Source organism: Salmonella sp. A1325 (assembly GCF_056991255.1).
The window spans coordinates 11,928-27,369 of the sequence record NZ_JAMLWO010000017.1; the positions used below are offsets into that span (position 1 = coordinate 11,928).

Genomic DNA, 15,442 nt, shown 5'->3' on the forward strand with positions numbered 1-15,442 from the left:
TTACGCATTTTTTGCACGAGATGAAAGGCCAAACTTTGAACAATCCACTGTTGTAGATCAATGAATCGTGCTTAAAAACAGCAAAATAAATTTATAATTCAGTAAAATCATAGAGTTATTTATTGTCGGCGGTTTTGTACGCGCTTACAAATTCCCGTAACTTCTCTATATTTCTTCGTCCAGAAACAAGATAAACGGAATAATCTGCTTTTTTTATAAGCTAATTACCCCAAATGAATGGGATCGCCGTCTCGTTTCAGGACAAGATCACTTCCCGCTGCGCGTGATTTTTCTCCATTGTCAGTCGGAAGGGGCGCACAGACGCGCTTTTGTGTTCATGAATGGCACGCATAAATTTTTCCAGCTGTGCTGAAGAGCGCGTTAGCGGATGCTGCAGAACAACCCGGACAGCATTTACTAAGCACGAGGGCGATGGCTGCGACCCGTTAAACGCCAGTACCTTTTGTCCGTTGGTAGCAGCTGTTTATCCAGACGGATAGTGACAAAGAAGTTATTTCAGGCATTCATTTGATGAATTTAATGATGTCTCGGTGACAGAAAGGCGTTAAGGCAGCTGTGTGGAGAAAAGCGTGGCCGGGCGACCACGCTGACAAGAATTATTTCTTACGGCCAGTAATGCGGCACCACTCTTCTTTTTCGACGACCGGGTCGAGAGTGAAAAGCTCGGCGTAAGCATCACAGACGCTTTCCGCCTGGCTGGCGAGAATACCTGAAAGCCCCAGCAGACCGCCCTCAACGGGCAGTACGCTGATTAACGGGGCCAGTTCGCGTAATGGGCCTGCCAGGATGTTAGCGACGACCACGTCGGCTTTCATGGCTTCTGGCTGGTCTTTCGGCAGGTACAGCTCCAGCCGGTCAGACACGCCGTTGCGTTCGGCATTATCGCGACTGGCCTGAATAGCTTGTGGATCGATATCAATACCAATCGCCTTTGCCGCTCCCAGCTTCAGCGCGGCAATCGCCAGAATGCCTGAACCGCAGCCAAAGTCGATCACGGTTTTGCCGTTGAGATCGAGCCCGTCCAGCCATTGCAGACATAAAGAGGTGGTGGGGTGCGTACCCGTACCGAACGCCAGTCCCGGGTCGAGCATCACGTTGACGGCATTCTCGTCCGGAATGTCACGCCAGCTGGGACAAATCCACAGACGCTCGCCAAAACGCATCGGATGGAAATTATCCATCCATTCGCGTTCCCAGTCTTTATCTTCCAGTTGTTCGATTTTATGGGCAAATCCGGCACCCAGCAGCGGATGTTGCTCCAGAATCGCGACAACGTCTTTCATGTCGGTTTCGGCGTCGAACAGACCGATCACATCGGTATCGCCCCACAGACGGGTTTCGCCCGGCAACGGCTCAAAAACCGGCGTATCGTGCGTATCCTGAAAGGTAATGGAAACGGCGCCCGCTTCCATCAGCGCATCACTCAGCTCTTCAGCATTCGCGCCGGTGGTATTCAGTTTCAATTGGATCCATGGCATGGCAAAACTCTTTATTTATCAGTAGACAATACGGTGGCTTGCGAAGCGGAAGAGCCGAATCGGTTTCCGATCAGAAAAGCCAATAAACTTAACAGTAACGCGGGCACAATCGGATGAAAGCCCAGGTACTGAATATTAAATGTGGCAAGTAGGGCATATAGCACGCCGCCCACGATCATGGCGCTTAGCGCGCCTGCCGCGTTTGCCCGCTCCCAGTAAAGGCCCAATACCAGCGGCCATAAGAACACCGCTTCCAGGCCGCCAAACGCCAGCAGGTTGAGCCAAATGATCATCTCTGGCGGTTTCCATGCGGCCAGCAGCAACAGCGCGCCTAGCAGTAAAGTAATCGCTGCCGACATACGCTTCAGCCGGATCTCATTTTGCATCTGATCGGGGCGTAGATTGAGATAGAGATCTTTAATGATCGTCGCGGAACTTTGCAGCAGTTGGGCGTTAATTGTTGACATGATCGCCGCCATTGGCGCAGCGAGGAAGATCCCGGCGGCAAACGGCGGCAAAACTTTCACCATTAGCGTTGGGATCACCAGATCCGGCACCGTCAGATCTGGAAGCACCGCGCGACCCAGCGCGCCGGCAAGGTGCATCCCGAACATTAAAATCGCCACGACAATCGTACCGATAATAATGCCCCGGTGTACCGCTTTACTGTCTTTATAGGAGATGCAGCGCACCGCCGTATGCGGCAGGCCAATCACGCCAAAACAGACCAGTACCCAAAAAGAGGTCATAAAAGCGGGAGAAAGTATGTCATCGGCACCCTGCGGCGTTACCAGTTTGGGGTCGAGAGCGTGCAGCGTGTCAACGGCCTGACTTAGACCGCCCGCCGCATGGACCACGCCCACCAGCAGCACTATCGTGCCGACCAGCATCACCAGGCCCTGTAGCGTATCGTTAAGTACGCTGGCGCGAAAGCCGCCAAACGCCGTATAGAGTGCGATACTGACGCCAAATATTAGCAGGCCGGTTTCGTAGGGAATTCCCGCCGCGGTTTCCAGCAGTCGCGCGCCGCCGATAAATTGTACGGTCATTGCGCCAATAAACGCGACCAATAAACTCAGGCTTGCCAACCACACCAGCAGGCGGCTTTGGTAACGAGCGAATAGCATATCGTTAAGCGTGACGGCATTATAGCGACGCGCCAGGATAGCGAATTTTTTACCCAGAATACCCAGTGAAAGCCAGACGGCGGGAAGCTGGATCATCGCCAGCAAGACCCAGCCCAGACCGTATTTATAAGCCGCGCCGGGACCGCCGATAAAGGAACTGGCGCTAATATAGGTGGCGGTAAGCGTCATCGCGAGCACGATCCCGCCCATCGAACGGCTGCCAAGAAAATATTCGTTTAAAAAGGTGCCAGCGGTACGCTTGCGCATAGCGTAAATCGAGACCCCGAAGACCACGACCAGATAGGCTACCAGCGGTAGAATGACCTCAAGCTGCATCGTCATCCTCCAGCGAAATATCGCGATAAATGAATTTCACCATCGCCCAGCACAGCAAAATAAAGACCAGCGGCGTCAATAAGCAGGCCATCTCGAACCAGTGCGGCAGACCGGTAATTCCCGGCGAGTCTCCAGGTAAGTAAGCAGCCACTAACCATGCCGCCAGATAGCAAAGGGTCAGCCACAGCGCCCAGCGCGCCTCTTTATGGGCCTGAACAAAACGAGCGTCCATTTTTTGTCCCTTATGGGTGAAGAAAGCGGGAATTGTACATGATGGGGCATCGCTATCCCCAGAAATAAAAAAGGCCGGATTCACCGGCCTTTTGAGATTAACGTGCGATTACTTTTCCTGAAGACCGAGTTTTTTCTCCAGATAGTGGATGTTGGTTCCACCGTGCTGGAAGTGCTCGTCATTCATGATGCGGGTCTGCAGATCGATATTGGTTTTGATACCATCGATAATCAGTTCCTGCAGGGCATTTTTCATACGGGCAATCGCCACGTCGCGGTTTTCACCGTAGCAGATAAGTTTGCCGATCATGGAATCATAGTACGGTGGCACCGTGTAGCCCGCGTAGATATGAGATTCCCAGCGAACGCCAAAGCCGCCAGGCGCATGGAAGCGCGTGATTTTGCCAGGGCTTGGCAGGAAGGTGTTCGGATCTTCAGCATTGATACGGCATTCTACCGCATGGCCTCGAACGACAACTTCGTCCTGTGTGATCGACAGCGGCTGACCCGCCGCGATGCGCAACTGCTCTTTGATCAAATCGACGCCGGTAATCATTTCAGTCACCGGGTGTTCAACCTGAATACGGGTGTTCATTTCGATGAAATAGAACTCGCCGTTTTCGAACAGGAATTCGAACGTCCCTGCGCCGCGATAGCCGATGTCTACGCACGCTTTCGCGCAGCGTTCGCCGATATAGCGACGCAGTTCCGGCGTAATGCCTGGCGCCGGGGCTTCTTCAACCACTTTCTGGTGGCGACGCTGCATGGAACAGTCGCGTTCCGCCAGATAGATAGCGTTGCCCTGGCCGTCCGCCAGCACCTGAATTTCGATGTGGCGTGGATTTTCCAGGTATTTTTCCATGTATACCATGTCGTTGCTGAAAGCCGCTTTCGCTTCCGCTTTGGTCATGGAGATGGACTGCGCCAGTTCAGCATCGCTACGAACCACGCGCATACCGCGGCCGCCGCCGCCGCCGGACGCTTTGATGATCACCGGATAGCCAATACGTTTGGCATGAGCGCGGTTCGCATTCATATCGTCGCCCAGCGGGCCGTCAGATCCTGGTACGGTCGGCACGCCCGCTTTTTTCATCGCGGTAATCGCGGACACTTTATCGCCCATCAGGCGGATGGTGTCCGCTTTCGGGCCGATAAAGATAAAGCCGGAGCGTTCAACCTGCTCGGCAAAATTGGCGTTCTCAGAAAGGAAGCCGTAACCCGGGTGGATTGCCACCGCGCCGGTGATTTCAGCGGCGCTAATGATAGCCGGGATGTTCAGATAACTTTTTACGGACGGTGCCGGGCCAATACAGACCGTCTCATCCGCCAGCAATACGTGTTTTAAATCGCGATCCGCGCTTGAGTGCACAGCGACGGTCTTGATGCCGAGTTCTTTACAGGCTCGAAGAATACGTAATGCGATCTCGCCGCGGTTGGCGATGACAATTTTATCCAACATGTTCGCCTCGTTACTCGATGACGACCAGTGGCTCGTCAAATTCTACCGGTTGACCACTTTCGACCAGAATCGCTTTCACAGTACCTGCTTTGTCTGCTTCGATCTGGTTCATCATTTTCATGGCTTCAACGATGCACAGGGTATCGCCCACGTTCACTTTCTGGCCCACTTCGATGAACGCTTTCGCGTCCGGGCTTGGGGTGCGGTAGAAAGTACCAACCATTGGGGAGCGTACGATGTGACCACTGATTTCCGCTGCGGCAGGCGCTTCCATTGCTGGAGTAGCCGTTGGCGCGACAGCGTTAGACAGAGCGGGTTGCTGCATCATCGGCGCCGCATAAGCCTGCTGCATCACCGGAAAACCGGCGTTTGCCGTTGTGCGGCTGATGCGAACAGATTCTTCGCCTTCAGAAATTTCCAGTTCGGAGATACCTGATTCTTCAACCAGCTCGATCAGTTTTTTAATCTTACGAATATCCATGAGTGGGTTCCGTACTCTTTGTTTAGTGTGATTGTGACAGGCGTTTTAGCGCCGTCTGTAAAGCATGTGAATGACTGCCGCGGGTAAAATACCGCGCATCTTTGATTTGCCTGTTATGCCGTAGCACCCGAAGGTGAAATTCATGATTTGCCAGTCATTGTGTGGCTATCTTCTGCCATTTTCGGGCAAAAAACAAAATATACCTTCATTGCTCGATTGTCACCCTTTCTGCGAACGAAAATCGCCGTTGGGCAATGTAAAGTCGCACATTATAACTATTTCGTCGCAATTGGCAGCTAAATACTGGTCTTATCAGGGAAGATAATCAACCCGAAACATAAAAAGGACATTACCTGTTTTGCGTTTTGCAATCGACCGCACAGTTCACCAAACTAGCGCCACCACTGGCGAAACTTCCGGTAACGCAACGCTAAAAGGGCTAACGCTAATGCCGCGTAGATGACCGGTTGCGGTGATAAAATCTTTACCGACCACAGGTAATGTATGGGAGCCAGGATCGCGACAAGATAGACGACGTTATGCAGTGTTTGCCAGCGTTTGCCCAATTTACGCTGCGCAAATTGCGTTGAGGTCAACGTCAGCGCCAATAACACCAGCCAGCTAATGATCCCAAGCGTCAAATAAGGGCGTGAAATCAACTCGCTTCCTAACAACGCCAGGTTATGTATCCCCAGTTCCAGTAAGGCATAGCTGGTTAAATGCAGCGTAGCCCAAACGAAACACCATAACCCCAACAGGCGGCGTGTGCGTATCAATAATGGCTGTTTAGCGTAGCGCGCCAGCGGTGAAACCAGCAAGGTGGCGAGCAAAAATTTAAGCGCGGTTCTGCCGGTAAAGTGTTGGATATCCTTTACCGGGTCTGCGCTGAGTCCACCGTGATTTATCGCCCAAAAGAGCCACAGAAGCGGCAAAAAACCGGCAAGATGCAGACAAACTTTTAGCCAGGTTATCTGTTTTGCTGTCAGACGCACTTAAAAATTCTCCCGCAAATTGAGACCGCGATACAGCGAAGCGACTTCATTGGCGTAGCCGTTAAACAGCAGCGTCGGCTGTCTTTGCACATCGAGGATACCGCCTGAACCAATAAAGCGTTCGGTAGCCTGAGACCAGCGTGGATGATCCACATGCGGGTTCACATTGGCATAAAAACCATATTCGTTGGGAGCCGACAAATTCCAGGTGGTTGGCGGACGTTCGCGGGTGAGTTTAATGCTGACAATAGATTTAATACCTTTAAAACCATACTTCCATGGAACGATGAGTCGAATAGGCGCGCCGTTTTGCGGGGGTAACGCCTTACCATAGACGCCAACGGTCATCAGAGTCAGCGGATGCATGGCTTCGTCCAGACGTAGCCCTTCGACATAAGGGTATTTCAGTCCGCCGCCAATAAAGCGATCTTTCTGTCCTGGCATATCATCCGGCGCGTATAGCGTTTCGAATGCCACATATTTAGCGTGGCTGGTGGGCTGTGCCTGCGCGAGTAGCTTATATAAAGGGAAACCAATCCACGGCACGACCATGGACCACGCTTCGACGCAGCGCATTCGATAGATACGCTCTTCTAATGGGAAACGATGTGTTAAATCGTCGTAATCCAGCGTAAATGGCTTCGCGACTTCCCCGCTGATTTTCAACGTCCACGGTTCGGTTTTCAGACTTCCGGCATTGGCCGCCGGGTCGGCTTTATCAAGGCCAAACTCATAGAAATTGTTGTAGCCCGTCACCTTATCTTCCGGCGTTAACGCTAAATCGCTTCGCCAGGCGGCAGGCTGACTAAACTCAAGCGGTTTACCGGCAGGCGCTTTCGGACGATCGTTGCCTTTAAACCAACTGAAGAGATCGGCCTGCGCCGTTGAGGGTAAGGATAAGGCGGCCGCGCTGATGCCTAATGCTTTTAGCACCTGTCGGCGCTGCATAAAAAAAGCCGATTCCGCAGTCACATCGGCTTCTGTTAATGGACGTATCTTTTTCATCACAGACTCCCGGTCTACCCACCACAACATAGCGTGTAGTGAATATGACAGGGAGTGTGTCAATGTGTAAAAATAAATAGTTAATTAAGTGTAAATTTTTTTATACGTGACGTTATTTTATCTTCACCAGCGTACGGCCCTGAACCTGATTATTGATGATGGCATCGGCGAACTTCGGCGCATCCGCCAGCGTAATCTCTGTGGCGGCCTGAGCATAGAACGATTCCGGCAGATCCTTAACCAAACGCGCCCAAGCTTCTGCGCGACGTGCCGGTGGGGTCATCACCGAGTCCACCCCTTGCAAACGCACATTACGCAGAATGAATGGCATAACGGTGGTCGGCAGCGCGAAGCCGCCCGCCAGGCCGCAGGCGGCCACGCAACCGCCATAGTTCATCTGTGCCAGCACTTTCGCCAGCACTTTATCGCCAACGGTATCAATTGCACCGGCCCACAGCTGTTTTTCCAACGGGCGAGATTCAGCAAACTCATCGCGGCTGAGAATACGGTTAGCTCCCAGGCTCTTAAGATAGCCGTGGGTGCTTTCACGTCCTGATACTGCTGCAACCTGATAGCCCAGCTTATGCAGTAATGCAACGGCAGTGCTGCCCACGCCGCCGCTGGCGCCGGTGACGACAACCTCACCGTCTTGCGGGCGAATACCTGCATCTTCAAGCGCCATGACGCACAGCATGGCGGTAAAACCGGCGGTGCCGATGATCATGGCGTTACGGCTGCTCAGTCCCGCAGGCAGCGCGACCAGCCAGTCGCCTTTAACGCGTGCGCGTTCGGCCAGGCCGCCCCAGTGGTTTTCGCCCACGCCCCAGCCAGTCAGTAGTACTTCCTGGCCTGCATGAAAGCGAGGATCTTCGCTTGCGTGAACGATGCCGGCGAAATCAATACCAGGAATCATCGGAAAATGACGGATAATTTTCCCTGTTCCGGTGATAGCCAGAGCATCTTTATAATTCAGGCTGGACCAGTGGACATCCACCGTCACATCACCTGCCGGCAGTTGACTCTCTTCGAGATGTTGCACGGATGCGAGGGTTTTACCGTCCTGCTGTTCTAAGATCAACGCCTGCATAACCTGTCCTCACTTTACATGGTAGATTGGAAAAATAGCTACGAAGACTATACTCGCTAATTAAAACGTGATGCCGATGCAACGCAATAAATTGCCAGATAGATCCATTTTGGTAGTATGCCTGCTTCATTGCGCGCCGTGGCGAATTCCGCCTTCAGATTCGCTTTTTCATACTGTTTATAACCGTCGGAGTTAACTCAAGGATGCGATTAACGACGAAATTCTCAGCTTTTATCACGCTGCTCACGGGGTTAACGATCTTCGTGACTCTGATAGGTTGCTCGTTAAGCTTTTATAACGCCGTACAGTCTAAGTATGTCAGCCGTGTGCAGGCGACGGCGACAGCCATTGATACGCACCTGGTGACCCATGATATTGTCTCGCTGACGCCGCAAATCGACGAACTCATGATCGCTTCCGATATTGTGCGTGTCGATCTGTTGCAGGGGGAGCGCAGCGTCTACAGCCATTCTCGCGCCAGAGGTTATCGGCCAGCCGGCACCAGCGACATGTATCGCGAGCTGGTCGTACCGCTGATAAAACATCCAGGAATGTCGCTACGTCTGGTTTATCAGGACCCGATGGGTAACTATTTTCACTCACTGATCACCACGGCGCCGCTGACGCTGGCGATCGGTTTTATCGTTCTGATTTTGTTTTTATCGGTGCGCTGGCTGCAGCGGCAGCTTTCCGGGCAAGAGCTTCTGGAAATTCGCTCAACGCGTATTCTGAACGGCGAACGCGGGGCGAATGTCCGCGGTTCTGTTTACGAATGGCCGGCGCGCACCAGTAGCGCGCTTGATGTATTGCTTTCCGAAATTCAGTTTGCTCACGAACAGCGTAGTCGCCTGGACACTCTCATTCGTTCCTACGCCGCGCAGGACACCAAAACCGGACTCGGTAACCGTCTGTTCTTTGATAACCAGCTGGCGACGCTGCTGGAAGATCAGGAAAAAGTGGGAGTGCATGGCGTGGTGATGATGATCCGCTTGCCAGATTTCAATCTTCTGCGCGACAGCCTGGGAGGCAATCAGGCGGAAGAGCAGATGTTTATGCTTATCAATCTGCTATCGACATTTATTATGCGTTACCCAGGCTCGCTGCTGGCGCGTTATCACCGCAGCGACTTTGCCGTGCTGCTACCACATCGAACGCTGAAAGAAGCGGAAAGTATTGCCGGACAGCTTTTAAAAGCTGTCGATGCGCTACCGGCTAACAAAATGCTCGATCGTGACGATATGGTACATATCGGCATTTGCGCCTGGCGCAGCGGACAGTCCACCGAGCAGGTGATGGAACATGCTGAAGCCGCGGCGCGGAATGCCGCCCTGCAGGGGGGAAATAGCTGGGCTATCTACGACGACACTCTGCCGGAAAAAGGGCGCGGCAATGTGCGCTGGCGCACATTGATTGAGCAGATGCTGAACCGGGGCGGACCGCGACTTTATCAAAAACCGGCGGTCACGCGAGAAGGTCGCGTACATCATCGGGAATTGATGTGTCGCATCTATGAGGGTAAAGAAGAGGTGAGCTCGGCGGAGTATATGCCGATGGTGTTGCAATTTGGTTTATCGGAAGAGTATGACAGATTACAAATTAGCCGCCTGATTACGTTGCTGGGCTACTGGCCGGATGAAAATCTGGCAATGCAGTTGACGGTTGAGTCGCTGATTCGTCCGCGTTTTCAGCGCTGGTTGCGCGATACGTTAATGCAGTGTGAAAAATCACAGCGAAATCGCATAATTATTGAACTTGCGGAGGCAGATGTTTGTCAACACATCAGTCGGTTACAACCCATCCTTCGCTTAGTCAATGCGCTTGGCGTTCGGGTGGCGGTGACACAGGCGGGTTTGACGCTGGTTAGCACGAGCTGGATTAAAGCGCTCAATGTGGAATTACTCAAGCTGCATCCGAGTCTGGTCAGAAACATTGAGAAGCGAACGGAAAACCAGCTTCTGGTTCAAAGTCTGGTAGAGGCCTGCGCGGGTACGCCTACGCAGGTTTACGCGACGGGCGTCCGTTCGCGCGGCGAGTGGCAGACGCTGACAAAACGCGGCGTGGCTGGCGGGCAGGGTGATTTTTTTGCCTCCTCCCAACTACTTGACACAAACGTGAAAAAATATTCGCAAAGATACTCGGTTTAACCTGCCGTTTAATTTGTTTTCACGTAGAATAACGCGCGCTGCGCCTCATGGGGGTGTGCTTGTCTGCTCGCCAGATTGTTGCAGCAAATATGCAGGTGAATGACCTTTGACAGGTTGCAAACGAAGGCGAGGATTGCTGCTGATTTTTTCAGCTCTGAGGGACTCAGGCCGAGATTTGTAACAAAGGAAACGAACTGCACTAATTTTCACCGTAGCAGATGATTTTTGCGCCTTGTCGCTGCTGCGTGTGGTTGGTAAAGTAAGCGGATTTTGTTTTCCGCCCCAGCTTTCAGGATTATCCCTTAGTATGTTGAAAAAATTTCGTGGCATGTTTTCCAATGACCTGTCCATTGACCTGGGTACCGCGAATACCCTCATTTATGTAAAAGGACAAGGCATCGTATTGAATGAGCCTTCCGTTGTGGCCATTCGTCAGGATCGTGCCGGTTCGCCGAAAAGCGTGGCTGCAGTCGGTCATGATGCGAAGCAGATGCTGGGCCGTACGCCGGGCAATATCGCTGCGATCCGTCCGATGAAAGACGGCGTTATCGCTGACTTCTTTGTGACCGAAAAAATGCTCCAGCACTTTATTAAACAAGTGCACAGCAACAGCTTTATGCGCCCAAGCCCGCGCGTACTGGTATGCGTGCCGGTCGGCGCGACGCAGGTAGAACGCCGCGCAATTCGTGAATCCGCTCAGGGCGCAGGCGCCCGTGAAGTCTTTTTGATCGAAGAGCCGATGGCGGCCGCGATCGGCGCAGGTCTGCCAGTTTCTGAAGCAACCGGTTCAATGGTTGTGGATATCGGTGGTGGTACCACTGAAGTTGCCGTTATCTCCCTGAACGGCGTGGTTTACTCTTCTTCTGTCCGTATTGGTGGTGACCGCTTCGACGAAGCCATCATTAATTACGTTCGTCGTAACTACGGTTCTCTGATCGGTGAAGCTACCGCAGAACGTATTAAACACGAAATCGGTTCCGCTTATCCGGGCGACGAAGTCCGTGAGATCGAAGTGCGTGGCCGTAACCTGGCGGAAGGCGTTCCACGCGGCTTTACCCTGAACTCAAACGAGATTCTGGAAGCGTTACAGGAACCGTTGACCGGTATCGTCAGCGCGGTAATGGTGGCGCTGGAACAGTGTCCGCCGGAGCTGGCGTCAGACATCTCCGAGCGCGGTATGGTGCTCACCGGCGGCGGCGCGCTGCTGCGTAACCTTGACCGTCTGTTAATGGAAGAGACGGGCATTCCTGTCGTGGTTGCTGAAGATCCGCTGACCTGTGTGGCGCGCGGCGGCGGCAAGGCGCTGGAAATGATCGATATGCACGGCGGCGACCTGTTCAGCGAAGAGTAGTTGGATACGGGCAGGATTATCCCTGGATTGTCCTGCCTCTCCGACGCGAGAATACGCATAGCCTATGAAGCCAATTTTTAGCCGTGGCCCGTCGCTACAGATTCGCCTTATTCTGGCGGTGCTGGTGGCGCTCGGCGTTATCATTGCCGACAGCCGCCTGGGGACGTTCAGTCAAATCCGAACGTACATGGACACTGCCGTCAGTCCTTTCTATTTTATTTCAAACGGCCCTCGTGAACTGCTCGACAGCGTGTCACAAACGCTGGCTTCTCGCGACCAGCTTGAGCTGGAAAACCGGGCGCTGCGCCAGGAATTACTGCTAAAAAACAGCGATCTGCTGATGCTGGGGCAGTACAAACAGGAGAACGCGCGGTTGCGCGAGCTGCTGGGGTCGCCGCTGCGTCAGGACGAGCAGAAAATGGTGACGCAGGTTATTTCAACGGTTAACGATCCTTACAGCGATCAGGTCGTTATCGATAAAGGCAGCGTTAATGGCGTATATGAAGGTCAACCGGTCATTAGCGACAAAGGTGTCGTAGGGCAGGTTGTCGCCGTGGCGAAACTGACCAGCCGCGTGTTGCTGATTTGCGATGCGACTCATGCGCTGCCGATTCAGGTACTGCGCAATGACATCCGCGTGATTGCCGCCGGTAACGGCTGTACTGACGATCTTCAGCTTGAACATCTGCCCGCCAATACCGATATTCGCGTCGGCGATGTGCTGGTAACGTCCGGACTTGGTGGGCGTTTCCCGGAAGGGTATCCGGTGGCGGTGGTCTCCTCCGTCAAGCTGGACACTCAGCGCGCCTATACCGTCATTCAGGCACGTCCAACCGCGGGTTTGCAGCGTTTACGCTATCTGCTGCTGTTGTGGGGAGCCGATCGTAACGGCGCCAATCCGATGACGCCGGAAGAGGTTCACCGCGTCGCCAATGAGCGCCTGATGCAGATGATGCCGCAGGTGTTGCCTTCTCCGGATGCGATGGGGCCGCCGGCGCCAGTGCCGGACCCGGCGACGGGGATTACTCAGCCATCTGCGGGCCAGACGGCGCCGGTATCAACGCAACCATCGCCTTCGGGCGCGACCACGCCGCCTGCGCGTGCGCCGGGAGGGTAATGGTGGCGAGCTATCGTAGCCAGGGGCGCTGGGTTATCTGGCTCTCTTTTCTTATTGCGCTGTTGCTGCAAATCATGCCCTGGCCGGACGACATCATTGTTTTCCGGCCAAACTGGGTTTTGCTCATCTTACTGTACTGGATTCTGGCCCTGCCGCACCGCGTAAATGTGGGGACGGGATTTGTGATGGGTGCCATACTTGATCTCATCAGCGGTTCCACACTTGGCGTGCGCGCTCTGTCGATGAGTATTGTCGCCTACCTGGTCGCTCTGAAATTCCAGCTCTTCCGTAACCTGGCGCTCTGGCAGCAGGCGCTGGTGGTAATGTTGCTTTCACTGGCCGTGGATATTATTGTTTTCTGGGCCGAGTTTTTAGTGATCAACGTCTCTTTCAGACCGGAAGTGTTCTGGAGTAGTGTAGTCAATGGCGTGCTGTGGCCCTGGCTCTTTTTGCTGATGCGTAAAGTACGCCAGCAGTTTGCTGTGCAATAAAGGTCGATATGACAACTCTGTATCTTGCTTCCGGTTCCCCGCGTCGCCAGGAATTATTGACTCAACTTGGATTTTCATTCGAGCAGGTCGTGCCTGGTATTGAAGAGCAACGGCGTGCTCAGGAAAGCGCGCAGCAGTATGTTGTTCGGCTGGCGCGCGAAAAGGCGCAGGCTGGCGTGGCGCTGGTTCCCCGTGATCTGCCGGTGTTGGGCGCGGATACGATAGTCGTGTTAAACGGCGAGGTGCTGGAAAAGCCGCGCGACGCCGCTCATGCCGCAGAAATGCTGCGTTTGCTTTCCGGAAATACGCATCAGGTGATGACTGCTGTTGCGCTTGCGGACTCGCAGCAGACGCTGGATTGTCTGGTGGTAACGGAGGTGACTTTCCGCACGCTTTCTGCGCAGGATATTACTGGCTATGTCGCCAGCGGCGAGCCTTTAGATAAAGCAGGTGCATACGGTATTCAGGGGCGGGGTGGCTGTTTTGTCAGGAAGATAAATGGCAGCTATCACGCCGTGGTCGGCTTACCGCTGGTTGAAACGTATGAGTTGTTGAGTCATTTTAACGCACTGCGTGATAAAAGGGATAAACATGACGGCTGAATTGTTGGTAAACGTAACGCCATCGGAAACGCGCGTGGCGTACATTGATGGCGGTATTCTTCAGGAAATCCATATTGAGCGCGAAGCGCGACGCGGAATCGTAGGCAATATCTACAAAGGTCGTGTAAGTCGTGTACTTCCAGGTATGCAGGCGGCTTTTGTAGATATTGGGCTGGATAAAGCCGCATTTCTTCACGCTTCCGATATTATGCCGCATACCGAATGCGTGGCGGGCGACGAGCAAAAACAGTTTACGGTGCGCGATATCTCCGAACTGGTGCGTCAGGGACAGGATCTGATGGTGCAGGTAGTGAAAGATCCGCTCGGCACGAAAGGCGCGCGTTTGACCACGGACATCACGTTGCCCTCCCGTTACCTTGTTTTTATGCCCGGCGCGTCACACGTTGGCGTTTCCCAGCGCATCGAAAGCGAAAGTGAACGCGAGCGCCTGAAAAAGGTGGTGGCGGAGTACTGCGACGAACAGGGCGGGTTTATTATCCGTACCGCGGCGGAAGGTGTGTGTGAAGAGGATCTCGCGTCTGATGCCGCCTATCTCAAGCGCGTCTGGACGAAAGTCATGGAGCGCAAAAAGCGTCCGCAAACGCGCTACCAGATGTATGGCGAACTGGCGCTGGCGCAGCGCGTGCTGCGCGATTTCGCCGATGCGCAGTTGGACCGAATTCGCGTAGACTCACGTCTGACCTATGAGTCGCTGCTGGAGTTTACCGCAGAATACATCCCGGAAATGACCAGTAAACTGGAGCATTACAGTGGCCATCAGCCGATCTTCGATCTTTATGACGTGGAAAATGAAATCCAGCGCGCGCTGGAGCGCAAGGTTGAACTCAAGTCCGGCGGTTATCTGATTATCGACCAAACCGAAGCGATGACGACGGTAGATATCAATACCGGCGCGTTTGTCGGACACCGTAATCTCGACGACACCATTTTTAATACCAATATTGAAGCGACTCAGGCCATTGCCCGCCAGCTACGCCTGCGTAATCTGGGCGGCATTATCATTATCGATTTTATCGACATGAATAATGAAGATCATCGCCGTCGGGTGCTGCATTCGCTGGAACAGGCGTTAAGTAAGGATCGCGTGAAAACCAGTATTAATGGTTTTTCGCCGCTGGGACTGGTGGAAATGACCCGTAAACGGACCCGTGAAAGCGTGGAACATGTGCTTTGTAACGAGTGTCCAACCTGTCATGGCCGCGGGACGGTAAAAACGGTGGAAACCGTCTGCTATGAGATCATGCGTGAAATTGTACGTGTTCATCACGCTTATGACTCCGATCGCTTCCTGGTTTATGCTTCTCCTGCGGTGGCGGAAGCGCTGAAAGGCGAAGAATCACACGCGCTGGCGGAAGTCGAAATCTTTGTCGGCAAACAGGTTAAAGTTCAGGTCGAACCGCTTTATAACCAGGAGCAGTTTGACGTCGTAATGATGTAAAAGACCACGACCCGTACGAGCATTTGCAGGCCGGATAAGGCGTTCACGCCGCCGTCCGGCA

At 53.4% G+C, this 15,442-nt stretch carries 14 protein-coding genes; 6 read left to right on the forward strand and 8 right to left on the reverse strand.

The features are described from left to right. Positions 1 to 617 precede the first annotated feature (617 nt). From prmA to acuI, 8 genes are all read right to left on the reverse strand, one after another. Positions 618 to 1,499: a 50S ribosomal protein L11 methyltransferase gene (gene prmA / locus NAZ64_RS21430; protein ID WP_001145849.1), complete on the reverse strand. Its 882-nt coding sequence runs from the start codon at positions 1,497 to 1,499 to the stop codon at positions 618 to 620. Positions 1,500 to 1,510: 11 nt separating this feature from the next. Next, positions 1,511 to 2,962: a sodium/pantothenate symporter gene (panF, locus tag NAZ64_RS21435; RefSeq protein ID WP_001175748.1), complete on the reverse strand. Its 1,452-nt coding sequence runs from the start codon at positions 2,960 to 2,962 to the stop codon at positions 1,511 to 1,513. Next, positions 2,952 to 3,194, reverse strand: coding sequence for a YhdT family protein (locus tag NAZ64_RS21440; protein WP_000340018.1), 243 nt, complete (start codon positions 3,192 to 3,194; stop codon positions 2,952 to 2,954). The genes panF and NAZ64_RS21440 overlap by 11 nt, the downstream gene beginning before the upstream one ends. A 108-nt stretch (positions 3,195 to 3,302) precedes the next feature. Then, positions 3,303 to 4,652 (reverse strand): acetyl-CoA carboxylase biotin carboxylase subunit, encoded by a 1,350-nt coding sequence (gene accC / locus NAZ64_RS21445; protein ID WP_000884627.1) that lies wholly within the window; start codon positions 4,650 to 4,652, stop codon positions 3,303 to 3,305. A 10-nt stretch (positions 4,653 to 4,662) separates the two neighbouring features. Continuing rightward, the gene (accB, locus tag NAZ64_RS21450; protein ID WP_000354628.1) at positions 4,663 to 5,133 is read right to left on the reverse strand and encodes an acetyl-CoA carboxylase biotin carboxyl carrier protein; all 471 of its coding nucleotides are present in this window, start codon (positions 5,131 to 5,133) and stop codon (positions 4,663 to 4,665) included. A 392-nt stretch (positions 5,134 to 5,525) separates the two neighbouring features. Continuing rightward, positions 5,526 to 6,125: a protein-methionine-sulfoxide reductase heme-binding subunit MsrQ gene (gene msrQ, locus NAZ64_RS21455; RefSeq protein ID WP_001240053.1), complete on the reverse strand. Its 600-nt coding sequence runs from the start codon at positions 6,123 to 6,125 to the stop codon at positions 5,526 to 5,528. Further along, the gene (gene msrP / locus NAZ64_RS21460) at positions 6,126 to 7,130 is read right to left on the reverse strand and encodes a protein-methionine-sulfoxide reductase catalytic subunit MsrP (RefSeq protein WP_000723876.1); all 1,005 of its coding nucleotides are present in this window, start codon (positions 7,128 to 7,130) and stop codon (positions 6,126 to 6,128) included. It lies immediately after the preceding gene. Between the two features lie 112 nt (positions 7,131 to 7,242). Further along, positions 7,243 to 8,217 carry an acrylyl-CoA reductase (NADPH) gene (acuI, locus tag NAZ64_RS21465; RefSeq protein ID WP_076727272.1) on the reverse strand — a complete coding sequence of 325 codons (975 nt, stop codon included), beginning with the start codon at positions 8,215 to 8,217 and terminating at the stop codon, positions 7,243 to 7,245. Between the two features lie 203 nt (positions 8,218 to 8,420). Here acuI and csrD point away from each other — a divergent pair, with 203 nt between their 5' ends. The 6 genes from csrD (at position 8,421) to rng (ending at position 15,381) form a co-directional block, all read left to right on the forward strand. Further along, positions 8,421 to 10,361 carry an RNase E specificity factor CsrD gene (gene csrD / locus NAZ64_RS21470; RefSeq protein WP_483641031.1) on the forward strand — a complete coding sequence of 647 codons (1,941 nt, stop codon included), beginning with the start codon at positions 8,421 to 8,423 and terminating at the stop codon, positions 10,359 to 10,361. 307 nt (positions 10,362 to 10,668) lie between these two features. Next, a complete protein-coding gene (gene mreB, locus NAZ64_RS21475) occupies positions 10,669 to 11,712 on the forward strand; it encodes a rod shape-determining protein MreB (protein ID WP_000913396.1) in 1,044 nt (347 codons plus the stop codon). 64 nt (positions 11,713 to 11,776) lie between these two features. Continuing rightward, a complete protein-coding gene (gene mreC / locus NAZ64_RS21480; RefSeq protein WP_000802538.1) occupies positions 11,777 to 12,829 on the forward strand; it encodes a rod shape-determining protein MreC in 1,053 nt (350 codons plus the stop codon). A gap of 2 nt (positions 12,830 to 12,831) precedes the next feature. Further along, positions 12,832 to 13,320: a rod shape-determining protein MreD gene (mreD, locus tag NAZ64_RS21485; protein ID WP_000179403.1), complete on the forward strand. Its 489-nt coding sequence runs from the start codon at positions 12,832 to 12,834 to the stop codon at positions 13,318 to 13,320. An 8-nt stretch (positions 13,321 to 13,328) separates the two neighbouring features. Further along, the gene (locus NAZ64_RS21490; RefSeq protein WP_000210306.1) at positions 13,329 to 13,922 is read left to right on the forward strand and encodes a Maf family protein; all 594 of its coding nucleotides are present in this window, start codon (positions 13,329 to 13,331) and stop codon (positions 13,920 to 13,922) included. Continuing rightward, positions 13,912 to 15,381 (forward strand): ribonuclease G, encoded by a 1,470-nt coding sequence (gene rng / locus NAZ64_RS21495; protein ID WP_000123188.1) that lies wholly within the window; start codon positions 13,912 to 13,914, stop codon positions 15,379 to 15,381. The genes NAZ64_RS21490 and rng overlap by 11 nt, the downstream gene beginning before the upstream one ends. Positions 15,382 to 15,442 lie beyond the last annotated feature (61 nt).

What these genes read in the sequence shown, in the direction of transcription:
- panF (WP_001175748.1), bottom strand. Translation starts at nt 2,962, where the DNA reads ATGCAGCTTGAGGTCATTCTACCGCTGGTAGCCTATCTGGTCGTGGTC.
- rng (WP_000123188.1), top strand. Translation starts at nt 13,912, where the DNA reads ATGACGGCTGAATTGTTGGTAAACGTAACGCCATCGGAAACGCGCGTG.
- csrD (WP_483641031.1), top strand. Translation starts at nt 8,421, where the DNA reads ATGCGATTAACGACGAAATTCTCAGCTTTTATCACGCTGCTCACGGGG.
- accC (WP_000884627.1), bottom strand. Translation starts at nt 4,652, where the DNA reads ATGTTGGATAAAATTGTCATCGCCAACCGCGGCGAGATCGCATTACGT.
- NAZ64_RS21440 (WP_000340018.1), bottom strand. Translation starts at nt 3,194, where the DNA reads ATGGACGCTCGTTTTGTTCAGGCCCATAAAGAGGCGCGCTGGGCGCTG.
- accB (WP_000354628.1), bottom strand. Translation starts at nt 5,133, where the DNA reads ATGGATATTCGTAAGATTAAAAAACTGATCGAGCTGGTTGAAGAATCA.
- mreC (WP_000802538.1), top strand. Translation starts at nt 11,777, where the DNA reads ATGAAGCCAATTTTTAGCCGTGGCCCGTCGCTACAGATTCGCCTTATT.
- acuI (WP_076727272.1), bottom strand. Translation starts at nt 8,217, where the DNA reads ATGCAGGCGTTGATCTTAGAACAGCAGGACGGTAAAACCCTCGCATCC.
- NAZ64_RS21490 (WP_000210306.1), top strand. Translation starts at nt 13,329, where the DNA reads ATGACAACTCTGTATCTTGCTTCCGGTTCCCCGCGTCGCCAGGAATTA.
- prmA (WP_001145849.1), bottom strand. Translation starts at nt 1,499, where the DNA reads ATGCCATGGATCCAATTGAAACTGAATACCACCGGCGCGAATGCTGAA.
- msrP (WP_000723876.1), bottom strand. Translation starts at nt 7,130, where the DNA reads ATGAAAAAGATACGTCCATTAACAGAAGCCGATGTGACTGCGGAATCG.
- mreB (WP_000913396.1), top strand. Translation starts at nt 10,669, where the DNA reads ATGTTGAAAAAATTTCGTGGCATGTTTTCCAATGACCTGTCCATTGAC.